At 48.9% G+C, this 23019-nt stretch carries 24 protein-coding genes; 18 read left to right on the plus strand and 6 right to left on the minus strand.

Translation table 11 applies throughout. The features are described 5' to 3' along the window. Positions 1–32: 32 nt before the first annotated feature. The 9 genes from ACO1NT_RS16085 to ACO1NT_RS16125 all read left to right on the plus strand — a co-directional run bounded on the left by ACO1NT_RS16085 (position 33) and on the right by ACO1NT_RS16125 (position 9172). Positions 33–1052, plus strand: a complete 1020-nt coding sequence (locus ACO1NT_RS16085; protein ID WP_449049756.1) for a hypothetical protein — start codon at positions 33–35, stop codon at positions 1050–1052. Between the two features lie 62 nt (positions 1053–1114). Continuing rightward, positions 1115–2254, plus strand: a complete 1140-nt coding sequence (locus ACO1NT_RS16090; RefSeq protein WP_449049757.1) for a glycosyltransferase family 4 protein — start codon at positions 1115–1117, stop codon at positions 2252–2254. A gap of 27 nt (positions 2255–2281) precedes the next feature. After that, positions 2282–3316 carry a glycosyltransferase family 2 protein gene (locus ACO1NT_RS16095; RefSeq protein WP_449049758.1) on the plus strand — a complete coding sequence of 345 codons (1035 nt, stop codon included), beginning with the start codon at positions 2282–2284 and terminating at the stop codon, positions 3314–3316. A 2-nt stretch (positions 3317–3318) separates the two neighbouring features. Beyond that, positions 3319–4086 carry a DUF268 domain-containing protein gene (locus tag ACO1NT_RS16100; RefSeq protein WP_449049759.1) on the plus strand — a complete coding sequence of 256 codons (768 nt, stop codon included), beginning with the start codon at positions 3319–3321 and terminating at the stop codon, positions 4084–4086. Further along, positions 4073–4930: an alpha-1,2-fucosyltransferase gene (locus ACO1NT_RS16105; protein WP_449049760.1), complete on the plus strand. Its 858-nt coding sequence runs from the start codon at positions 4073–4075 to the stop codon at positions 4928–4930. The genes ACO1NT_RS16100 and ACO1NT_RS16105 overlap by 14 nt, the downstream gene beginning before the upstream one ends. A gap of 245 nt (positions 4931–5175) precedes the next feature. Continuing rightward, positions 5176–6075, plus strand: coding sequence for a hypothetical protein (locus tag ACO1NT_RS16110; protein WP_449049761.1), 900 nt, complete (start codon positions 5176–5178; stop codon positions 6073–6075). Position 6076: 1 nt separating this feature from the next. Next, on the plus strand, positions 6077–7045 hold the full coding sequence (locus tag ACO1NT_RS16115) for a hypothetical protein (RefSeq protein WP_449049762.1): 969 nt from the start codon (positions 6077–6079) through the stop codon (positions 7043–7045). Between the two features lie 48 nt (positions 7046–7093). Continuing rightward, positions 7094–8086 (plus strand): Stealth CR1 domain-containing protein, encoded by a 993-nt coding sequence (locus tag ACO1NT_RS16120; protein WP_449049763.1) that lies wholly within the window; start codon positions 7094–7096, stop codon positions 8084–8086. A gap of 69 nt (positions 8087–8155) precedes the next feature. Continuing rightward, positions 8156–9172, plus strand: coding sequence for an NAD-dependent epimerase (locus ACO1NT_RS16125; protein WP_449049764.1), 1017 nt, complete (start codon positions 8156–8158; stop codon positions 9170–9172). Here ACO1NT_RS16125 and ACO1NT_RS16130 read toward each other — a convergent pair whose 3' ends face one another. Then, on the minus strand, positions 9173–10132 hold the full coding sequence (locus ACO1NT_RS16130; RefSeq protein WP_449049765.1) for a Stealth CR1 domain-containing protein: 960 nt from the start codon (positions 10130–10132) through the stop codon (positions 9173–9175). A 243-nt stretch (positions 10133–10375) separates the two neighbouring features. On the opposite strand from ACO1NT_RS16130, the gene ACO1NT_RS16135 reads away from it, so the two are divergent. From ACO1NT_RS16135 to ACO1NT_RS16145, 3 genes are read left to right on the plus strand one after another with little or no spacing between them, the layout of a single operon-like run. Next, the gene (locus tag ACO1NT_RS16135) at positions 10376–10873 is read left to right on the plus strand and encodes a SixA phosphatase family protein (RefSeq protein WP_449049766.1); all 498 of its coding nucleotides are present in this window, start codon (positions 10376–10378) and stop codon (positions 10871–10873) included. Between the two features lie 54 nt (positions 10874–10927). Further along, entirely contained in the window at positions 10928–12934 is a 2007-nt protein-coding gene (locus ACO1NT_RS16140) for a thioredoxin domain-containing protein (RefSeq protein ID WP_449049767.1), read from the plus strand. A 39-nt stretch (positions 12935–12973) separates the two neighbouring features. Further along, positions 12974–13471: an FKBP-type peptidyl-prolyl cis-trans isomerase gene (locus ACO1NT_RS16145; RefSeq protein ID WP_449049768.1), complete on the plus strand. Its 498-nt coding sequence runs from the start codon at positions 12974–12976 to the stop codon at positions 13469–13471. 8 nt (positions 13472–13479) lie between these two features. Here the strand turns inward: ACO1NT_RS16145 and mnmD are convergent, their stop codons facing one another. After that, positions 13480–14148: a tRNA (5-methylaminomethyl-2-thiouridine)(34)-methyltransferase MnmD gene (gene mnmD, locus ACO1NT_RS16150; protein WP_449049769.1), complete on the minus strand. Its 669-nt coding sequence runs from the start codon at positions 14146–14148 to the stop codon at positions 13480–13482. Between the two features lie 45 nt (positions 14149–14193). On the opposite strand from mnmD, the gene ACO1NT_RS16155 reads away from it, so the two are divergent. Both ACO1NT_RS16155 and arfB read left to right on the plus strand, forming a co-directional pair. Beyond that, the gene (locus tag ACO1NT_RS16155; protein ID WP_449049770.1) at positions 14194–15453 is read left to right on the plus strand and encodes a dicarboxylate/amino acid:cation symporter; all 1260 of its coding nucleotides are present in this window, start codon (positions 14194–14196) and stop codon (positions 15451–15453) included. Beyond that, entirely contained in the window at positions 15431–15850 is a 420-nt protein-coding gene (gene arfB / locus ACO1NT_RS16160; RefSeq protein WP_449049771.1) for an alternative ribosome rescue aminoacyl-tRNA hydrolase ArfB, read from the plus strand. Before ACO1NT_RS16155 ends, arfB begins: the two co-directional genes overlap by 23 nt. Here arfB and ACO1NT_RS16165 read toward each other — a convergent pair. Further along, positions 15847–16809 (minus strand): lipid A-modifier LpxR family protein, encoded by a 963-nt coding sequence (locus ACO1NT_RS16165; RefSeq protein WP_449049772.1) that lies wholly within the window; start codon positions 16807–16809, stop codon positions 15847–15849. The two genes, arfB and ACO1NT_RS16165, sit on opposite strands and share 4 nt — an antisense overlap. Before the next feature lie 167 nt (positions 16810–16976). On the opposite strand from ACO1NT_RS16165, the gene ACO1NT_RS16170 reads away from it, so the two are divergent. From ACO1NT_RS16170 to ACO1NT_RS16185, 4 genes are all read left to right on the plus strand, one after another. After that, complete coding sequence (locus ACO1NT_RS16170; RefSeq protein ID WP_449049773.1) at positions 16977–17414, plus strand: cytochrome c maturation protein CcmE domain-containing protein; 438 nt, start codon at positions 16977–16979, stop codon at positions 17412–17414. Positions 17415–17423: 9 nt separating this feature from the next. Next, positions 17424–19874, plus strand: coding sequence for a cytochrome c biogenesis protein CcsA (gene ccsA / locus ACO1NT_RS16175; RefSeq protein ID WP_449049774.1), 2451 nt, complete (start codon positions 17424–17426; stop codon positions 19872–19874). After that, the gene (locus ACO1NT_RS16180) at positions 19874–20626 is read left to right on the plus strand and encodes a Rossmann-like and DUF2520 domain-containing protein (RefSeq protein ID WP_449049775.1); all 753 of its coding nucleotides are present in this window, start codon (positions 19874–19876) and stop codon (positions 20624–20626) included. The genes ccsA and ACO1NT_RS16180 overlap by 1 nt, the downstream gene beginning before the upstream one ends. Positions 20627–20689: 63 nt before the next feature. Next, positions 20690–21148: an SRPBCC domain-containing protein gene (locus ACO1NT_RS16185; RefSeq protein WP_449049776.1), complete on the plus strand. Its 459-nt coding sequence runs from the start codon at positions 20690–20692 to the stop codon at positions 21146–21148. An 11-nt stretch (positions 21149–21159) separates the two neighbouring features. Here the strand turns inward: ACO1NT_RS16185 and ACO1NT_RS16190 are convergent, their stop codons facing one another. The 3 genes from ACO1NT_RS16190 to ACO1NT_RS16200 all read right to left on the minus strand — a co-directional run bounded on the left by ACO1NT_RS16190 (position 21160) and on the right by ACO1NT_RS16200 (position 23002). After that, positions 21160–21846 (minus strand): phosphoribosylaminoimidazolesuccinocarboxamide synthase, encoded by a 687-nt coding sequence (locus ACO1NT_RS16190; protein WP_449049777.1) that lies wholly within the window; start codon positions 21844–21846, stop codon positions 21160–21162. A gap of 63 nt (positions 21847–21909) precedes the next feature. Next, positions 21910–22518 (minus strand): hypothetical protein, encoded by a 609-nt coding sequence (locus tag ACO1NT_RS16195; RefSeq protein ID WP_449049778.1) that lies wholly within the window; start codon positions 22516–22518, stop codon positions 21910–21912. Beyond that, entirely contained in the window at positions 22505–23002 is a 498-nt protein-coding gene (locus ACO1NT_RS16200; protein ID WP_449049779.1) for an RNA polymerase sigma factor, read from the minus strand. The genes ACO1NT_RS16195 and ACO1NT_RS16200 overlap by 14 nt, the downstream gene beginning before the upstream one ends. Between the last annotated feature and the right edge of the window lie 17 nt (positions 23003–23019).

The following is a 23019-nucleotide window of genomic DNA, read 5'->3' on the forward strand; positions in this document are numbered from 1 at the left end:
TGTGAAAAAGACAGGCTAACACTATTTTTTTAATGGGATATTTTGCAGGCAAGAAAATCATTTTAGGTGCCCCAACTGATTACAGCTTTTCAGACATGATTGAAAAGGAGCTGAGGTACCAGGGTTTTCAAGTTGTGAATATCTCTTATTCCCGACAGGGAAAGTTTAAGTATAGGAATATTTTTGAGCGGCTTAAAAGTTTCGTTCATAAGAATTTTTTGGGACACAAAGGCTATAAAGATTACTTGAGGTTCAAGCGTGCAGAAGTATGGATGAAAGGCACGTTAGCGGAAATAACCCATGCAGATTATGCATTTCTTATTCGGCCTGATCAATATAGCGAAGAAATTATTCAAACCATCAAGCGCAAGGCGGCAATGTTGGTGGCTTATCAGTGGGATGGATTAGATAGATTCCCCGCTGTCAAACAACTCGTAAAGTATTTTGATCGGTTTTTCGTTTTCGATCCGGATGACTTAGATGGCCCGCATTTACTTCCGATTACGAACTTTTATACCAATGCATCGGTATTGCATGCTGAGTCGGCACTGACCTCGGACGCCTGCTTTATCGGCACCTATATGAGCGGTCGTTCCCAGCAGGTAGAACAATTAATTGCCGAACTCACTGAAGCAGGTCTAAAGGTACGTTATCATATCTGCCACGGTAAGAAAGCCCGCCCGGATTTTAAAACTTTAAAAACAACCACGGAAAAATTAACTTATCAGGAAAATCTCAAACTCATCTATAATACCCATATCCTTATTGATATTAATAATCAGGTACATAATGGCTTGTCTTTCCGTGTTTTTGAAGCCATAGGATTTCAGAAAAAAATGATTACGACTTCGCAGGAGGTTAAAAATTATGATTTCTATCACCCCAATAATTTTTTTGTTTGGGGAGAGCAAGGTAAGGAGAAGTTAGATGAATTTTTAGCTTCACCATTTGTCCCGCTGCCAATAGACATTAGAAAAAAATATAGCTTCGATAATTGGATTCGGTATTTGTTGGATGAAGGAGAGTATTCCCCAATTTATCTGCCAAATTGATGTGGGTAGATTTGGATTATCTTCGCCCTTAATTAAGCCATGCCCCCTTAAAGTTTTTATTTATGTCAAATAGTTCAGGCTCGCAATCGATTTTGTTTTTTACTTCTTCTTCTGCCAGAACGGGTTCGGAGGTTCTTCTTTTCAGCTTGCTGACTGGGCTCGACAGAGATATGGTTACCCCCTATGTGTATAGTTTCAAAAAAGGGGAGCTTTTAGCTGAATTGCCGGATGATATCCCATATTATTTGCCCTACAATAAGGAGAAAAAATGGTGGAAAAGAATATGGAGGGGCGTTTTAAAAGGACTTAAAATAGATCCGGTTGCTTATCAATTGAGAGCTTTACAGCGAAAAGTCAAAGCAGCTATTTGGTATGTTAATACCATAGTGGTAGACGAGCGGGTTTTGACCGTCGGACAACAGTTAGGTGTTAGAATAGTTACTCATTTTCACGAGCTTTCCAACGCCTACCGATTTATCCGTAAAGATCATCTTAAATTAATTATTCGGTATTCAGAAGTATGTATAGGTTGTTCTAAGATCGTTTGCGAGAAAATACGTGATATGGGCCATGAAAATGTTCGCTTACAATATAGTTTTATTGATGAGGAAGCTATTCAAGATCAGCTTGAAAATGACGGAGTTAGTCGAGAAGAACTGGGGATTTCTCCGGAAGCTTTCGTTTGGATAATATCTGGCACCGTGACCTATGAAAAGGGGCTTGATTATATTCCTTATATTTTAGCCGCTTTGGAACAAGAAAATTGTTGTATCTTATGGTTGGGTAGGATACGTGAAGATGGATTGTTCCACTATGTCCAATCCGTAGTCCGTAAAAAGTGGCCGGGAAAAGTTATTTTTACGGGTGAGCTTAAGGAAAGATATTATGGGTCTATAGCGCTCGGTGATGGACTCTTAATGCCTTCGAGGGAAGATTCCTTTTCCTTGGTTATGTTGGAAGCAGCATACCTTGGGAAACCCATCGTGTCTTTTAATTCCGGAGGTGTCAGCGAGTTTGTAAACGAGGCGCGAGGCATTGTGGTTGATTCGTGGAATGCAACTGATTTAGCGGAGGCTATGAAAGAAGTTATGGCAAGAAAGTTAAATAATGATTCGGTAGGCTGCGATTTTGAGTTTACGAAGCGGAGACAACTTGCGAGCTTCCATAAACTGATTAGGGCGATCGACCCTGCCCAAATTTAAAGGGAACTCGCTAATTACTATTAACCCATGATGATGACGGTTGACCCTCCTGCGACGCCAGCTGTTTCCGTGCTAATGGCAGCTTACAACGCTGGCTTATATATCCGCGAAGCTATTCAAAGTGTGTTAGGTCAGACTTTCCGAGACTTTGAATTAATTGTATACAACGACGGATCCACAGATGATACTTCAGCTATTGTTAATGAGTTTACTGACCCTCGTATTCGGCTGATAGCCGATGAGAACAATAAAGGGATTACCCATGCCAGGCAAGTGGCGTTGCGAGCGGCGCGCGGGAAATATATAGCGATTTTGGATAGTGACGATGTTGCTTTTCCGTCACGTTTGGAAAAGCAGTATCAGTTTTTGGAAGTGCATCCGGACGTGGTGCTGTGCGGCGGAAATGCCGTCGTTATAGATGAAAACGGAAATACGACTACTCAAGTACTAATCCCTTCTTATAAACCTGAAGAATTAAAAGTAAAACTGTTCTTCAACAATATTTTTGTTAATTCTACAGTAATGTATAGAAGAGCCGAAGTGTTGTCATTGGGGGGGTACCGGGATAGAGAGCCGGCAGAGGACTATGACCTTTTTGTTCGTTTGGCAGATGCATATGAAATACGTATGCTCGCTGAAGAATATTTTGTCCGATATCGCCTACATTCCAGCAATAGCTCCTACATCAAGCAGAAAAAGCTGGTTGATCACGTGCGTGAAATTAAAAGGGAACAATTAGTGTCAATTGGCGTTAAAAGTGCTGAAATTTACGTTTCCGCTTTTGAAGCGCTGATAAGGGGTGCGTTTAAAGACCATTCCATTGAAGATTTCTATGAGCTATTGGTTGCGCTCAGGTCGGCAAACTTGACGTCCAACAAGCTCCCGCAAACAATATTCGAAAAAGAATTGTTCGACCGGTGGTATCTGATTGTAACGTCTACGATACGCAAAAGACAAGCTGCGTCCTATTTGCTCAGGAAAGGCCTTTTTAAAGTTTCATTAACCTCACCCAAACAAAAACGCCGTATCTTCAAATTTTGGTTGAGGTCATTGACGAATTAGTTATGGGCATTAGACGAATTTGGAAAAAGACGAAGGGGAAAAGCAAGCATTTGCCCCAGCACTTCGTTTCTCAGTACGAAAGGTTATTGGTGCAGGAACAAACGGCGGGTGCCCGTTTCCGCTTATCAACTGATTTGTTTTATCCCTGTTTGACTGACGCTACCAGCAATACCGCTTTCGACCGGCACTATATCTATCACCCGGCGTGGGCAATGCGGATCATCAAATCCGTGAACCCCGACCGTCACGTCGATATTTCTTCCACATTGCATTTTTGCAGCATGCTTTCCGCTGTTGTGCCCACCGACTTCTATGATTATCGCCCCGCTGATTTGGTGTTGGATAACTTAACCTCATCGTTTGCGGACATAACATGTTTGCCTTTCCCCAATGACAGCGTTCTGTCGTTGTCTTGTATGCATACTGTAGAACACATTGGGCTAGGTCGTTATGGAGATAAATTGGATTACGATGGTGATTTAAAGGCGATTTCCGAATTGAAACGTGTCATCGCGCCGGGCGGTTCACTATTGTTCGTCGTGCCCTTGGGTCGCGAGAGTGTAATCTGCTTTAATGCTCATCGGATTTACGATAAGCATCAGGTGCTGTCGCTGTTCAGTGATATGGAATTGATGGATTTCACCTTGATACCGGAGGATGGTGTGGATGGAGGGTTGGTCCCCAATCCATCAGAGACGTTGTTAGCCAAGCAATTCTATGGTTGCGGTTGTTTCTGGTTTAAAAAAGGATTGCACTATGAAGGTCGTTAAATTTCTCGGTGGCCTAGGCAATCAGCTCTTCCAGTATGCTTTTTTCCGCGCGTTACAGCAAACATTTCCAAAGGTGAAAGCAGACCTGTCCGGTTATGATTCTTACGGGTTGCATAACGGGTTTGAACTTGAACGGATTTTCGGTATCCAACTACCCCAACTAACGTCTTTTGAACGTCGGCTTTTCGACGGGCAGGACCACAGATGGGTGTCGCGGAAGCTGCGCCGGATTTACGGAACAAAAAAAGCATATTACGAGGAGAAGCTGTTATTTGGATATGATGGGGAAATCTTTACTGACCCCAAGCATCGTTATTATTGGGGATATTGGCAACACATTAGCTATATTGAACCGGTGGCAGATCGGTTGCGTGCTGAGTTGCGTTTTCCGGATTTTTCAAATGGGGAAAATATAAGACTCGCTGAAATACTTGCCGCTGGCAATACGGTTAGTGTGCATGTACGACGAGGAGATTATATAAATGACCCTTTGCTGGGTGGGATTTGCGATGTTGGTTATTACCAGCGGGCTCTCGACTATATGAAACGGAGTATTGAGCACCCGCGTTTTGTCTTTTTCTCGGACGATATACCTTGGTGCAAGGCAAACTTCCCGCTTACAAATGCACTTTTCGTAGACTGGAATAAAGGGTTGGAGAGTTTTCGCGATATGCAACTGATGAGCTTATGCAAACATCACATCATTGCCAACAGCAGCTTCAGCTGGTGGGGGGCATGGTTCAATACACATGCTAATAAAATTGTCGTCTCGCCTGGCCGCTGGATAACAAGAGACGGGTGGGACCTGTCCGGAATTATTTTGCCCGGATACCGTGTTTGCTAAGTAGCAATGGTACCCATCTCCCATTTATTGGATACATTTGTAAAAGTAAACCGTTTCGTAAATATATGGAGTAAAGAAAAACGTCAACCTAAGCCTGAGTATACGAAAGCAAAAATTATAACCTGTTCTTTGCTTCGGTTACAAAACCGTGTATATTTACGCCGTCTTCAATAAGTAATATGCTCACTAAGCTAAAAAAGTCTATCACCTTTTTTTTCAATTCGTATTGGCTTGTGGAGTATGTTATGCTGTTGAAGTACCAACAGTTTTCTTTCCGCAAATCGGATAAGAAGCCGATGCTGATTTCCATGGTGGATAGTAGGCGGCGCGGTAATGGTCTGACGGACCGGTTTAAGGGGGCCATCAGTGTATATGCGCTAGCAAAAACAATTGATGTTCCGTATCGCTGCATTTACACCCATCCGGTTTATTTAACATCGTTCTTGATTCCCAATCAATACGACTGGCTGCCAAGACAGGGCGAGCTCGATAACACCGTGGGAGGGATGCGGTTCAAATTGATGCGGAAACAACGGAAAGCCAAGCGTCTTTTGCGCGTATTACCATTAACCAAACAGTTAAGGGTGTATGCAAATAACGATTACTTAGAAGAGATAAACAGGGTCTTCCATACCGAATATAAATGGGGCGAGCTCTTCGACGAATTATTTAAGATCACGGAGCCTTTGGAGCGCAACTTGCAGTTCCATCAAGGGCGAATAGGTGGCCCATACATTGCTTGTGTGTTCCGTTTCCAGGCGTTGTTGGGTGATTTTCAAGAATACCATTTCAAACCGCTTTCTAATGTCGAACAGCGGCGACTCATAGAAAAGAACAAGGAAGCCCTTAGGCAGATAACGGAAAAAAGCCCCGTGCCTGTGCTCGTCACTTCCGATAGCTCGACGTTTATCGGTGAAATCAAGGAGCTGCGCAACGTGTATACCATTCCGGGCAAGGTGGTGCATATCGATAATTCCGCTGATGAAAAGGAAGAGGTTTACATGAAATCATTCGTCGATTTTTTCATGTTGGCAAGGGCACAGAAGATTTACAGCATCGGTACAAAGATGATGTACCGTACCGATTTTCCAGCATACGCGGCCAAAGTGAATGATGTGCCGTTTGAACGCATCTTAATCAGTTAGCATGGGAAGCGGTAGTGTCAAGAAGTCAATTGTTCGTTTTTTCAACTTCTATGGTCTGAAAGAATACTACATGGTGTTGAAGCATTATCGGTTGTCTGCCAACCGGATTAGGAAGCCGATGATGGTTTCGGTCGTGGACAGCCGACGGAAAACCAAGGGCTTGACCGACCGCTTCAAGGGGATTGTGAGCATTTATGCATTGGCGAAGGCGAACGATGTGCCGTTTAGATGTGTTTTTAATCATCCGATGGAGTTGACGGACTTTTTAGTGCCCAACATTTACAATTGGGTGGCCGAACCTGGAGAATTGAGCGAGTCGGTTTGGGATGTCCGCTTCCGCATCATGAGCAAACAGCCGCCGTTGCGGCGACTCACTAACCTATTCCCATTGAAAAAACAAGTGTGGGTATATGCGAAAGTTGATTACCTGGATAAAATAAACAAGAAGTACAATCAGCAATACCAGTGGGGACAGCTTTTCAACGAGCTCTTCAAACCGACAAAACTGTTGCATGATCGGTTGCAGGAACATCTTGATCAGATCGGCCATACCGCGTTCATCGCTTGCGTGTTTCGTTTCCAAGCGTTATTGGGCGACTTCAAAGAGTATCATTTCAAACCGTTGCCACCCGCCGACCGACAAGCGTTACTGTCCAAAAATGTAAATGCGCTGAAGCGTATTTCCGAACAGAGCGACATACCCGTGTTGGTGACTTCCGACAGTTCTACGTTCATTGCCGCTGTAAAAGACCTCAAGAACATCCATACCATCCCCGGTAAGGTCGTCCATATCGATAATGTGGCAGATGCGGAGAGCGAGGTATACCTGAAATCATTCGTCGATTTCTTGATGTTGTCGCGGGCGCAGAAAATATACAGCTTGGGCACCAGCCTTATGTATAAGACCGATTTCCCGAAATACGCCGCCAAAGTACATGACATTCCCTTTGAACGGATTTTAATCGAATAATGCGCTTCAAAAATAAAATCCCTATTTTTGACCGTTTAACGGGCCGGAATGGATATCGATTTTGTAATTACCTGGGTTGACATGAACGACCCGAAATGGCAGCAGGATTTTGCTTCCTATTCGGGCAAGATAGACAACAAGAAGAATGAGGTGACCGAAGCCCGTTTCAGGGACCACGGCCTGTTGCGGTATTGGTTCCGCGGCGTGGATAAATTCGCGCCGTGGGTTCGTAATATCCACTTCGTCACCTGCGGCCAGCAGCCAGACTGGTTGGATACCAGCCACCCGAAGCTACGGATGGTCAATCATGAAGACTATATCCCCAAGCAATTTCTACCGTGCTTTAATTCGAGCCTTATCGAAATTTACCTGCACCGCATACCGGAGCTGGCAGAACACTTCGTTTATTTCAACGATGATTTTTTTATCATCAACGACCTCCCGCAATCGCGGTTTTTTACCGAAGGGGTGCCCAACGATATTGCCGCATTCCGAATGAATATGGGACTATCGCTATGGAGCAAATGTTTGAAAAACAACATCGAGATCATCAATCGGCGCTTTGACAAACGGGAAGTGATGGCGCGCGACCATGATAAATGGTTTCATGAGAGCTATGGAAAGCGGGCCCGACTCACGCGGTTGTTGAAGCCATATGGGAAATTTGTAACGCTGCGGACACCGCATAATGCCCAACCATATACGAAAACGACATTTGAAGAGGTATGGGACTACGCGGGTAAGGAGCTGACCGAAATGTCAACGCATCGTTTCCGCAGCCCCGAGGATTATACGCAGGAACTTTTCCGTACGTGGCAGATCTGTCGCTCCAACTTTGTGCCCTACAATACCTATGCGGATACCAAAATGTTCCCCCTCGTTTTCAGGGCACCGAAAGCGATCAAGGCAATTCGCGAGCAATCGTATAAGCTGGTCTGCGTAAACGATAGTGAGCACATTGTCAATTACGAAAAGACCATGCAAGCAGTCAGTGATGCATTCAACCATATATTACCCGAAAAGTCAAGTTTCGAGCAATGAAACCTGCCATATCGGTGCTGAGAGAACAGGCAGGTTCCATGAGACCATTAAAAAGCAAATAATTTTCGAATGAACATTTTAGTGACCGGTGCAGCAGGTTTCATTGGCTTCCATCTGGTAGGCGCCTTATTGGAAAGAGGTCATGTGGTAGTAGGCATCGACAATATAAACGACTACTATGATGTGAACCTGAAGTATGGACGCTTGTCGGCCTGTGGTATAGACCGAAGCGCAGTAAACGACAACATACCTGTGCGAAGCCAAACCCACCCGGCTTACACGTTTCAGAAAACGGATATAACCGATCTGGGTGAGCTTACCAAGTTGTTCCAGATCCATGGCTTTGAACGGGTCTTCCACTTGGCCGCTCAGCCTGGGGTTCGCTATTCGATGGAAAATCCCCATGCGTACGTGCAATCCAACATCGTCGGCTTTGTCAATATGCTAGAATGTTGTCGCCATCACCGGATCGGTCATTTTGTTTACGCCTCAAGCTCGTCCGTATATGGTACCAATACGAAGGTGCCCTTCCATGAAGATGATCGGGTGGACCAGCCGGTAAGTTTGTATGCCGCTACCAAAAGGAGCAATGAATTGCTGGCCCACACCTACAGCCACTTGTATGGGGTGCCTACTACCGGCCTACGGTTCTTTACCGTGTACGGGCCATGGGGCCGGCCGGATATGGCCCCGATGCTGTTTGCAGATGCGATCTGTGCGGGTAAACCCATCAAGGTATTCAACGGGGGGGATATGCATCGGGATTTCACGTATATCGATGATATTATTGAGGGTGTCGTGCGGGCTGGAAACCACCCCCCGTCGGCGGCCGAAGAACCGCCGTACTACCGGATTTTCAATATCGGTAATTCCCGGCCTGTCCACCTGATGGAGTTTATCCGGATGATGGAAGCTGCTTTCAGTCGCACAGCTAAACTCGATATGTATCCGATGCAGCCGGGGGATTTGAAAACGACTTATGCCGATACATCCGCTTTGGCAGACGTGGCCGGTTATAGGCCCGATACCGTATTGTCCGATGGCGTGGGGCAGTTTGTGGCTTGGTATAAGGATCGGTATCGTTAGTTATTTCTCGAAGGAAGACCTGAGGGGGAATAGGGTTTCCAAAAAAGGGCGGATTTTCTTACGGTCGTCATCCGTTACGCGCTGGTTATCATTCAAGCAGAAGAGTTTCGGTGCATAACGTTCGAGGTATGCCATGAAATCGTGCTTGTAAACCAATATACGGCTAGCTTCCCTACGGTCCACATATTTCAAGTGCCCGTGGCCGATTGCCAGCGCATAATATCCGAAGGCTGATCGGTGGATATCCCCGAATGTACGTACGTGGTGGAACTGCGACGTTCTCACCCGATCTGCAAATACCTCTTCCACCGCGCTCCGGTAATCGGACGTGAGGAAGGCGTCGATATTGTGATGGGGCACACCTGAATAGTACGTTCCGAACTTCTTTTCCACGGCACGGGCCGAATCGGCCAGTTTCTGGGCATATTGCCCCAACTTTTTACCCACCAGTCCCTTGAAAAAGGCGGTCAGACGGGGATGCCATCGGCCGAAGAGCTTCCTTTTTAACCGCACGATGGGATACCCATCTTTCTCAAAGAAGAAGTCCGGCGTAACATCCGCATTGAAAAACATATCATCGTTAGCAAATAGGAAACGGTCGGACAGGCCGGGTATCCGATATAGAAAATATTCGATGACGGTTGAATTGAAACACGGCAATGCTTCCGGCGGCATGATGTCTTTATGATCTACCACCTGTATGCGTGGATGTTGAGTATTCAGCCATTCGGGTTGCTGGTCGTCCGTAATGACAAAGATTTTTCGTATCCACGGAGCATGTATTTCGGCCGACCGTAATGCATACCGCAACTCGTCGTTGTTGACATAGCGGCCTTTGTTGTTGGTCTCGGAGTTGTCACTCACTACACCGGTGAAGGCTCGCTTCTTGGCTTGCCATTTTGGGTCATTGCCATCTACCCAAAGGTATATCAAATCTATTTCCGCGTGCTGATTGCCCATTTTTTTCGATATTATTCCTGCCCAGCAATGCCTGGACAATGCTGGTGAGACCACAAAATTATAATAATTGCGACGGTATTACTTTTCTTTTTTTACGCTACCCCGATCCTCCCTGATTGGAAAAGGGTATCGCACACCTTAAACGCCGGCGGAAATCGGTAACGAAAAGGCTGGGAAAAGCGTTTTCGGTACGGCGGTTGCTAGAAATAACCGTAGGTAGGAAATAAATACCCGGAGAGCATTATGGCAAAGCATTTATTCATCATAAGGCACGCAAAATCGGATTGGAGCTTCGATGTGAGTGATTTCGACCGCCCGCTCAATTCGCGGGGGTTCAGAAATGCGCCTAAAATGGCCAAGCGCTTGGCCGATTATGCCATTAAACCCCAACAACTGGTTAGCAGCCCGGCTAAACGGGCCATTACCACGGCACAGATATTTGCCGAATACCTGGCTATCCCGGTGAACGAGATCAAGCTCGAACCGCGCATATACGAAGCGCTCCCCAACACCTTGTTGCAAATCATCAATGAATGGGACGATAGCGTCGATAGTGTAGCTTTTTTTGGACATAACCCCGGCCTTACCTTATTGGTCAACTACCTGGCCGATGAAAACGTCTATAACCTCACGACCAGTAGCATTGTCCACCTGCGTTTCGACGACGTGACCGAATGGGCAGCGATATCGGGGGGCATGGGAACGAACGTCTGGCTAGCCGAGCCCAATAAAGAAGATTAAGCGCGGTGCCACTGTTCTCCATGTTCGGTAGAAAAATCTTACCTTTATCGCCAGATGCCGAATAAACTCCATAGTGAGACCTCTCCTTATCTGAGGCAACACCAGTTTAATCCCGTTGAGTGGTATCCGTGGGGCGAAGAAGCCCTGCAAAAAGCTAAAGCCGAAAACAAACTCATCATTGTCAGCATCGGATACGCCGCGTGCCATTGGTGCCATGTGATGGAACGCGAAAGCTTCGAAGATGAGGCCATCGCCGAGTTGATGAATGCTCATTTCGTTTCCATCAAAGTGGACCGGGAAGAACGGCCCGATATCGACCAAATTTATATGGTCGCCGTGCAGTTGATGACCGGACAGGGGGGGTGGCCACTCAACTGTGTCTGCCTACCCGATGGCCGCCCCATCTACGGCGGAACCTATTTTCCGCCGGGGCAGTGGAAGCAGTTCCTGCAGCAGCTGGTTGCCATGTGGGCCGAAAACCCGGCGTTGGCAAACGATTATGCGGAGCGGCTCACCGCCGGTATCCAACAAAGCGAACAGCTCCCTTTTGCGCCTATTCCGGATGGCTACACCCAGGAAGCGTTAACCGCGATCGTTACCCCCTGGAAAGATCGTTTTGACAAACGGGAGGGCGGATACAATGGGGCCCCGAAATTCCCTTTGCCAAACAATTGGTTGTTCCTGCTGCGTTACGGTGTGCTGATGGACAACCCCGAAGTGGTCAATCATGTGCATTTCACCCTTCGTAAAATCGCATCGGGGGGCATTTACGACCAGGTGGGCGGCGGCTTCGCGCGGTACGCTGTCGATACGCGTTGGCATATCCCGCATTTTGAGAAGATGCTGTATGATAATGCGCAACTGGTAAGCCTCTATTCGGAAGCCTGGCAGCAAAGGCCGGTTGAACAATATAAGCGCGTGGTCAGCGAAACACTGCAGTGGGTACAACGTGAGATGACCAATCGGGAAGGTGGTTTTCACTGTGCACTGGATGCCGACAGTGAAGGGGTGGAAGGGAAGTTCTATACCTTCCAGCAACATGAGATCGAAGCCGTGCTTGGTGAGGATGCGGAGCTGTTTATCCGTTATTTCGGTGTCACGGCAGAAGGGAATTGGGAAGAAGAACACACCAATGTGCTTAAAATCGATATCGAAGCAGACAGCATGGCCCAAGCGGCTGGGTTTTCTGCGGAGGAATGGTCGGGTTTCCTAGTAGCTGCCAAACGTAAATTGATCGACTATCGTAGCAAGCGGGTACGGCCCGCATTGGATGATAAGCTGCTGACGGCGTGGAACGCCATGATGCTGAAGGGTTTTGTAGATGCGTACCGTGTTTTTGATGAGCCCGGTTACCTCGATGTGGCCCTTGCGAACGCGGCATTCATCAAAATGCGGCTATATGCCGAAGATGGCGGTTTGTGGCGCCAACCGCCGGCAAATGGCAAGGCCATCGGCGGGTTCCTCGATGATTATGCATTTACCATCGAGGCGTACATCGCATTGTATGAAGCTACTTTCGACGAGGCTTGGCTGCATGAAGCGAAGCGACTGGTCGCCCATGTGCTGGGTAATTTTTACGACGCAACGACTTCGACATTTTACTATACATCGGTACATGCCGATCCGCTTATCGCACGTAAAACGGAGACCATGGACAACGTGATTTCCTCTTCCACCTCCACCATCGCACGGCAGCTCCGGTGGCTGGGATTGGCCTTTGACGAACCGGATTATACCGCTATTGCCGAACAGCAGCTGGCTAAAGTGGTGCCACATATCGCCCCTTACGGGTCGGCTTACGCCAATTGGGCTACCCATCTGCTCGATGAGGTAAGCGGAAGCCTTGAAGTTGTGCTTACCGGCCCTGAATGCCAAACGCTGCGCCGCGAGCTGGACAGGCATTACGTGCCTGGCAAAATGATATTGGGCGGAACAAAAGGCAGTCTTCCCTTGTTGGCAGGACGGATGGGCGAAGTGACGAGAGCATATGTGTGCCGTAATAAAACATGTAGTATGCCGATAACCAAAGCCGATGAACTAGTGCAATTAATTACAAATTGATAATCGGGTATGTGTGCCATACCCATAATTTTAAACAAAATGACTATAGCACCCAACAGCGTGGTAACGCTGACGTACAAACTCCACACCGTTGAAAATGGTGAGAAAACCTTTGTTGAAGAAGCCGGCAAAGAAAATCCGCTGGACTTCCTGTTCGGCGTGGGCATGATGCTACCGAAATTTGAGGAAAATATCGCTGGTTTGGGAACTGGGGATACCAAAGATTTTGAGTTGGCTGCCGAAGATGCATACGGCGAGGTAAATGAACAGGCTATTGCACCGCTGCCGGCCGATATGTTCAAGGAAAGCGGGCTTCCTGCCGTGGGCGAGGTTTTGCCGCTACAGGATAACCAGGGCAACCAGTTTAGGGGTAAAGTTACCGAGGTAAGCCCCGAGACCGTGGTGGTAGACCTCAACCACCCTATGGCCGGTCAGAACCTGCATTTTGCCATTGAAGTGCTGTCCGTCCGCGAAGCCACTGCCGACGAGCTCTCCCATGGGCATTCGCACGGGCCTGATGGCACGCACGAGCATTAATTGTTGAATTATTGTTTCACTGCCCGGAGCATCTCCCTTTTACCCGGTGCTCCGGGCACTTTTTCTATGGTAAAACCAAAAGACTTCAGCGTACGCTTGAGGTGGCCGGTAATGGCATAGGTAACGAATACACCGCCGGCCTTCAAGAGAACACAGACATGCCGTAGCGTTTCTTCCGTCCACATCTCCGGCTGGTGAACCGCCGCAAACGCATCGAAGTACAATACATCAAACCGTTTTTCAGTGGTAAACTCCATCACCGGGCAGTGCGCAATTTCGAGTGAACATCCGTCGAGCATGTTTTGGGGCGCCGCCAAGCTGTCCGTATACCGTGCAAGGAAAGCCGTCCATAGCGCATTGCCCACATAGCCGCCATACCCCGTTTCCGACAGCGTGGCCGCAGGAAGGGGGTAAGCTTCTACCCCAGCGTAATCAAGGGCAATGCCCCTGGCCAGGCAATCTTCTGCAGTAAGCAGAAAATTGAGCCCCGTGCCGAACCCGATTTCCAGCACGCTAACCGCTTGCGCGGGGTGCTGCGCCACGAAATGGCCTAGGCCCATACCGACGAATACATGCCTGCTCTCCTGTACCGCACCATGACGTGAATGGTAATGCTCGCCGATGGCGGGATGATACAGCGTTTTGGAACCGTCAGACGTGACAACAAATTCGACCATGTCGTGCAAACTTAAAATAAATCCGTTACTTTAGTGGCTTAAAGTATGGAAAGACGATTGTCAAATTTCTTGGAGAATTACGGCAGCATTCTGCTACTATTACTCGGTATCGTGATGGGGAGCATCGTCGGTGGTTTTTTCCCCGGCACGGTGGCTTGGCTCAAGCCGTTGGGCGATATTTTCCTTAACTTGTTGTTTGCGGCCGTCATTCCCTTGTTGTTTTTCGCTATCGCTTCGGCGGTGGCCAACATCGATGGCTCGCAGCGATTGGGCCGCATCATCTCGGTCATGGCCGGTGTGTTTCTGGGTACCATTGTGATCGCGGCGGTATGCACCATCGTCGCGTTATGGTTTTTCCCCGTGGAGGCTCCCCAGGCGGCCCAGGAGGTCAGTAATGAGCTTATCCAGGGCGATCCGGGCGATACCTGGGGGGATAAGCTGGTGCGGTTCGTGACCGTAAATGAATTCTACAAGCTGCTCTCGCGCGAAAACATGCTGGCCTTTGTCATTTTTTCCTTTCTGGTGGGTATTGCGGCGATGCGGGCCGGGGAAGCGGGCCACTCGTTCCGCAAATTCCTTATTTCGGGCAATGAGGTGATGAAGCATTTGCTCATCATGATCATGAAAATCGCCCCAATTGGCTTGGGGGCCTACTTCGCATACCAGGTCGGTACCATCGGTCCCGAACTCTTCGGGTTTTACGCAAAACCGCTGGGTTTGTATTATGTGCTTGGTGCCTTTTACTTTGCCGTCTTTTTCACCATCTATGCCTACATAGCCGGCGGTAGGCCGGGTATCAACCGGTTTTGGAAAAACAATATCTTACCCTCCGCTACGGCCGTGGGTACATGCAGCAGCATCGCCACCATGCCCGTGAACCTTTCCGTGGCCTCGAGAATGGGTGTTCCACCTGCGGTGGCCAATGTGGTTATTCCGTTGGGGGCAACCTTGCACAAAGATGGGTCGTCGATGTCGAGCATCGTAAAGATATATGTGGCGTTCGTATTGATTGGCTGGGACTTCTTTGACCCGATGACGCTATTTACCGCTATCGGCATCACCGTATTGGTGAGTATCGTGGCCGGTGGCATCCCGAATGGGGGATATATCGGTGAGATGCTGATGATTTCGGTTTATGGGCTTCCTACCGAAGCGATCCCTGCCGTAATGATTATAGGTACGTTGGTAGACCCCATGGCCACATTACTCAATGCCACCGGCGATAATGTGGCGGCCATGTTGGTGGGGCGGTTTGCAGGCATACAGAGGACATTGAACATAGATGGCACAGGCGGAGCGGATTGACATAGATTCGCTGCTCCCTTTCGTGCGATTCCAGACATCGCGGAGCGGTGGGGCCGGAGGACAGCACGTCAACAAAGTGGAAACCAAGGTTGAGCTGCTGTTCGACGTGGGGGCCGCTACGGTTTTCTCCGAAGATGAAAAAGCGCTTATACGGAAGCGCTTATCCAATCGGTTACAAGCCGAGGGCCTTTTGCAGATCAGCAGCCAAGAGACCCGTAGCCAATTGCGCAACAAGGAACTTGCGCTCCAAAAGTTGGTCGAGCTCCTTGCGATCGCGCTGAAACCTGAGAGACCACGTAAAGCTACCAAACCCTCCAAAGCGGCCGTGCAGAAGCGCCTCGACGCCAAGCGGCAGCAGGCGCTACGCAAAATCAATCGGCGAAAGGACTGGTCCTAAAACCTGTATCCCATCCCTACCGAACCATACCGATGGCGGAAGAACATCCCCGGAACCTCCCTTGAATAGAAAATATACTGTAAATGCAACGAAAGGGCATTTTTGGCATACATGATACCGACCTGATGGTACCATACCCACCGGGCCGGGACATAGGTTACCGGTCCCTTGTCGCGCAGGAACATGCCGCCCTGGAGCGTAGCATCGTAACCGACGAAGTGCAACCGCGGACGGTAATATAGGAAAAGCTCCTTGGCGACTGCCTTGCCCTGTACCTGCAATCGGCTGGAAGTGTATATGGATCGGTGGAGCGGATTGATGCGGCCGAACCGGAAACCGGGAGCGATGGAGACGCCGGTATGATTAAAACCCAATGTGGCAACTACCTGGCCAGATATATCAAACCATTGCCCCCGATTCCGGTAAAGCAATCCACCGTAACGGGCCGTGGCATCTATACCGAATGCATTTTTCAGCTGGTATTGCCAGCCGGCAATGTCATACAGCCGGAAGGCTTTGTGAATGCCCTCCTGAAATTGCTTGCCGAGGGCGCGCTGTCCGATCGTGCCGATTTCTGTAGTGACCGAAACGAACCGTTCGCTTTTGAAGTAACGGTCGAAATCGGCGGCAAAGAATAGGTAGGCGGTGATGGGGCGGTCTACCTCTTCTATGTAGCGGATATTGGCCGTATAGGCGTTGTACATTTTCTGCCCGATGGTTAATCCCCAGATCCTGTTGGCCTCGTTGGCCGATAACTCCGTGCTGTCTGCCGTTTTGCGGATATTGAAAAATATGCCGTTGGTGTAATATTGGTCCTGCTTGTTGAAGAGGTAAAGGTCATTGTCATTCCTGAAGTTAAACTCCGTGCGGGGACGATGCTGCGCTAGACAAACGGCATGGCCAAATATCAGAGCCGATACCATGCAGGCTTTACCGATGCGATATAAGGCGCTGGTCATTATTCAGTTAGTGGCTTCATCAATATTCCCGGAAACAAACATACGGATTTTTCCATATGTTCTTTTTAGAATGATTCTAAAAGAGTGCAATCACTTGCATTATTCGTACCTTCATTTTCCAATTCGTAATTTTGCAATCCGGTATTAATCCATTGGGGGATAACGACATGAAGAAAAGTTCAGTAATAGGGATCATCATTATCGCGATAGCCATTGCGATGATTATTGTGATATATGCAGATTCGAGTACCTACTCCACCTTCACGGAAGCCAAGGAGAAGCAAACCGAGCTATATGTGGTAGGTGTACTCAACAAAGAGAAGGATTTGCATTACGACCCGAAGGTGGATGCCAACCATTTTTCGTTCTATATGTACGACAATGATAGCACGGAGTGCCGCGTAGTATTCCGTGGCGCGAAGCCTCAGGATATCGAGCGCTCTGAACAGATCGTGTTGACGGGCAAAATGGTGGGTAAGGACTTCCACGCAAGCAAGATTTTGATGAAATGCCCATCCAAGTATGAGGAGGATGAGGTAGAAGTGATAGAGGCGTCGACGGCCAGTGCCTTAGGTCCCGTTGTGCCTGCAATCGGTAATCGTTAGTGTACGTAGATGGATATAGCTTATGTGGGCGAGAGCCTATTGCCCGGTAAAATCGGCCAGTTCTTTGTTATTCTTTCCTTTGGATCCGCATTGTTAGCCTGTGTGGCGTATTATTTTGCCACAAAAAATGAGCAGGACCGTTCGTGGTTGCGTATCGCACGCGCCGCTTTCTGGGCCAATGTCGTATCGGTGGTAGCCATCGGCAGCTGCCTGTTCTATATTATTTACAACCATTTATTTGAATACCATTACGCTTGGGCACACTCGTCCAGATCGTTGCCTACCCATTACATCATTTCGAGTTTCTGGGAAGGGCAGGAGGGAAGTTTCTGGCTCTGGATGTTCTGGCAGGCTTTGTTGGGTGCTGTATTGTTGTTTCGGGCCAAAAGTTGGGAACGCCCAGTGATGGCTGTCGTCATGCTCTGCCAGGCCGTATTGGGTTCCATGCTCATCGGTATCGCCATCTTCGGGGAACGGGTGGGAAGCTCGCCCTTCATCCTGTTGCGGGATGCCGTTGAGGCGCCGATTTTTTCGGATCCCAACTATTTGGGTATGGTTGCGGATGGACGCGGCCTTAATGCGCTGCTCCAAAACTATTGGATGGTGATCCACCCGCCTACGCTTTTCCTTGGTTTTGCCGCCATGATTGTGCCTTTTGCCTATGCCACCGCCGGTTTGTGGCAGCGGCGCTATAGGGAATGGATTACACCGGGGCTTCCATGGGCACTTTTTGCCGTGATGACGTTGGGTGCGGGTATCATCATGGGCTCCTTTTGGGCTTATGAGGCACTCAATTTCGGTGGTTTCTGGGCGTGGGACCCGGTAGAAAATGCGTCCATCATCCCCTGGTTCACGTTGATTGCGGCGGTACACGTCATGGTCGCTTATAAAAACTCTGGACACTCCTACTTCACCGCTACGTTTCTGGCAATGGTGAGCTTCGTCCTGGTTATCTACGCCTCTTTCCTCACCCGGAGCGGCGTACTGGGCGAAACGTCGGTGCACTCATTCACTGACTTGGGGCTGTATTGGCAACTGGTAGCCTTCAACGCGATTTTCCTGGGTGTGATGGTCTATTTCCTGGCGACCCGCAAGCGAGAGATGCCGTCGCATCAAAAGGAAGAAGATATCTATTCGCGCGAGTTCTGGCTCTTTATCGGCGCGTTGGTATTAACGGTGGCCTGCGTGCAGATCATCGCATCCACGTCGGTACCGGTGTTCAATGCCATATTCGGTACGGATGTGGCACCGCCGATAGACCCGGTGCAGCATTACAACAAATGGCAGGCAGGCTTCGCCGTGGTGGTTGGGTTGCTTTCCGCCGTTACGCAATTCATGAAATACAAGCGGACGAACGTCCGCAAGTTTTTCGCGGTAGCCCTTGCATCATTGGTTGCCGCGGCGGTATTGACGGCCGTCGTGGTGTATATTACCGGTGTATATACCAATTTCATGTACATCCTACTCGTATTTTCAGCCGCCTATACCATCGTGGCGAACGGGCGTATATTGGGCGAAGCCATCCGTGGAAAATGGAAGCTTACGGGGTCTGCGGTGGCCCATATTGGTTTCGGGCTATTGCTGATCGGGGCACTCGTAGCGGCAGCGACCAATGAGGTGATTTCCGTAAACAGTGCCAATTATATCGCCGTAGCGGGCTTTGACCAGGTGGAGAACCCGGGCGACAATCTGTTTCTTACCGAAGGCGAACCCGTTCAGATGGGCGACTACCGCATTACATATGTAGGCGATAGCGTGGCGCCTCCCAACGTGTATTATAAAATCAACTACGAGAAGGTCGATGAAGAGTCGGGCCGGGTAACCGAGAGCTTCCAGTTGCGGCCATTTGCGCAGAATAACCCCGATATGGGGGGGTTGATCGGTACGCCGGATACACGCCACTACCTCACCCATGATATCTATACATTGATTACCGCGGCGATGTCCGATTCGCATACGCAAGCTCAGGGAGATGCCGCCCAGGCCGGCTTTGAAGATTTCGAAGAGCCCGCCGTTTACGAAACCAATATCGGAGACACGCTGCGGTACCGCAACGGGTATATAGTGGTCGAAGGCATCAACCGCAACGCAACGGTGCAGAACATTCCACGTCAGGAAGATGATGTCATTGTTGGGCTGAAAGTCAAGGTCCATGCCGCGGATGGTGAAACGTACGATGCGGAGCCGGTATTCCTTATCCGCGACGGCAATACATTCGACCTGTTCAAAGATGTGGAAGAACAGGGGTTACGGTTACGGTTCAGCAACATCATGCCACAGAAAGACAAATTGGAGTTGATGGTGTACCAGAAGCCCGTGCCCGAGAAGCGGTGGGTCGTATTCAAGGCCATCAAATTCCCGTATATCAATTTCTTCTGGTGCGGTGCGATTGTGATGACCATCGGTTTCCTGCTGTCCATCGTCCGTCGCAACAAAGAAGTGAAACGCCAAAAAGCCTGATGGATATCGTACTGCTTGGCAGCGGCAACGTGGCGACCCATCTGGGCGATGCATTGGTGCAGGCGGGTCATCGCATCAAGCAGGTCTATAGCCGTACCGCGGCCCATGCACAGGCGCTCGCTAATCGGTTGGATGCGGCAGTGACCGCTGATTTGACAGCCGTTGACGCACAGGCAGATGTATACATCCTCGCCGTGAAGGACGATGCCCTGGCTGCCATAGCGGCGCAATTGCGGGGAAAACAAGGGGTCATTGTCCATACCGCCGGCAGTGTCGATATGGCCGTGTTGGCCAAATATGCTACAGACTACGGCGTGCTATATCCGGTACAGACGTTTTCAAAAGCAAAGGCGGTCGACTTTTCCACCATCCCCATGGCGGTCGAAGCCTCGGGAACAACGGCATGGGAACGATTGGAGATATTGGCGGGTAGCTTGTCTGGATACGTTTTCTATTGCGATTCGCAGCAGCGCCTTTCGTTGCACGCCGCCGCCGTTTTCGCCTGCAATTTCACCAACCACCTTTACGCCATTGCTGCCGATATCCTTCATGAACATGGTTTGGACTTCGACCTTATCCGACCACTTATTCTCGAAACGGCCCAAAAGGTGATGGCACATCAACCCAAGGAGGTGCAAACCGGCCCGGCCGTACGCAACGATGTGCGTACCATGGAAAAGCATTTGGAACTGTTAGCGGACGACCCGGCATTGGCGCATCTTTATCGGCTCATCAGTGGGCGGATCGGTTGAATCCCAGCCGATGGTTTTTGATTTCCATATGTATTTCCGAACTTGGTCTAAAATTTAATGATTATGGTAGACGTATTGACTGCAAAAGCGACCATCCAGATTTTGAAGCCGGCCGCAACGGTGTTCGAGGCTATCGTCTCGCCAGATAAGATGAATAACTATTTTATCGAACGCTCTACGGGAAGGTTAGCGGCTGGCAAAGAGGTACATTGGAAATTTCCCGAGTTCGATGATGATTTCCCCGTTGTGGGAAAGGAAATCAAGCCCCATGAATACATTTCGTTCGACTGGTCGGGTGGCGTGGAAGGGATGCTGGTGGAAATCAGATTGGAACCTATCGCCAATGATGCCACCCTTGTACGAGTTACCGAGGGGCCGATGAAAAAAGACGATGCGGGTATCCAACAAGCAATCGGTCAATCCGAAGGCTGGGCTAACTTCCTTGCCTCCCTGAAAGCATATCTCGAATATGGCGTCAATTTGCGCAAGGGCGCGTTTGACTTTATGAAGAAAAGCCCGTAACGGGCGGAAGACTATCCGTTCAGGAATGCGTCTTCCAATTCCAATGGCGTGATGTAGCTTCCGTTTTTATAAACCCGCATATTGCCACCCGAAATTTCGTCGATGAGCATGATTTCGCCGCTCTCGGCATCACGGCCGAATTCAAGCTTGATATCGTATAGTTCAAGGTCTTTCTTGGCGAGTTCATCTTTGATGATGCCGCATATTTTCTTCGTCTCCGCCGTCAGCACGCCATATTCCTGTAGCGATAGGATACCGAGCATCTGCAGCGCATCGGCCGATATCGTGGGGTCGCCCCGCTCGTCGTCCTTGATCGTGATTTCCACGAATGCGTCCAGCGGTTGGCCCGATTCGCAGTAAGCGCCGTAACGCCGGAGGAAACTCCCCACCGCGCGGTAACGGCAAATCACTTCCAGCCCCTTGCCAAAGACGTTCGCTTCGCGGACCGTCATCGTGGCCTGTTCCACATCGGCCTGGATGTAATGGGTAGGAATGCCTGTCGCATTTAATAATTCAAAGAAATGCTTCGTCATTTTGAGCCCCGATTTGCCCGCACCCTCTATGGTAAGCCCTACGGTATTCGCACCGGGGTCGAATACCCCGTTTTCGCCCGTCACATCGTCTTTGAATTGCAGCAAGACCTGGTATGCACCAGCCCGGTATACGTTTTTCGTTTTGCCCGTATAAAGTAATTCCATAGCATACATGATTTCCGGCAAAAATACGATAAACTTACCTTAAAGCCGAAAAAATGCTATATTTTACAAATCTTTGGTTTCGTTGAATTGCCCTTTTATCCGTTCCAGGCTGTCAATCATTTCTGCAATGCGAGCCTGTTCATTGCGGATATACTGCTTCATGAAAACGACGTGGCATATCACAAACCAAAAGATGACGAATACCACCAAGCCAATGAAAGTCCATAGGGGTAGAGCGAAATACATCTCAATGCCATACAAAGCGAATGCCACGCCAATACAAACTTCGTAGAAGGTATAGTTCCGGGTATTGAACCGATAGCGCTTCTGTTGGAAAGTCTTCAGGTAATGGATGTAATCTTGGGGTTTCGACAGTAGGTCCTGACTGTTATTGATGGCGCGGTAGTCACTAAGCTGGCTCACGAAATAATAACAGATACAGCTCACCATGATGGCAATGGCCAGGTAGGTGGTCCATGTCGAAAAGTCGACGGTGAAGCACATCCAGAGCAGAATCGCTACGGCAATACCCGTTGAAATGCTCTGCCAGAATAGTTTTCTGGCAAATGCAGACCGGCTGCTCTTGATACGTTTCAGTACGGTCTCAAAGCTAACGTTTGGATCGGGTGCCTGCCCGTGCCAAAGCTGTTGTATCTCATCAAACCCTTTCATTGCTATTGTATATTTCTGTTAGCTTATGTTTTATCCGATGTATTTTTACCCGTAGATTGCCCTCCGAGATTCCCGCTACTTCGGCAATCTCGGGGTACGGCACCTCGTCCAAGACCATGGTGATGATGATCCGCTCGTTTTCCTCCAGCTGTGCGATGGACTTATACAGCTGCGCGATCTGCTCCTGTTTTTCCGAAGGCTCTTCCGTGTAATTCTCGATAATGCTGTCGTTCAGCTCATCGGTGGCCCGCCGTTTGGCGGTGCGAAGGTAAGATAGGCACGTGTTGACCGCAATGCGGTATATCCACGTCGAAAATTGCGATTGGTTGCGGAACTTACCCAAGTTCTGCCACACCTTGATGAACGTTTCTTGCATCAGGTCGTTCGCCGAATCGCTATCACCCGTATAGCCATAGCATAGGTGGTAGACCCGCTTGGAGTTCTCTTCAAATAATCGCTGGAACAGTTGTCGTTGGTTACTCATGAACGGCAGTTACCTAG

Source organism: Parapedobacter sp., assembly GCF_053550995.1.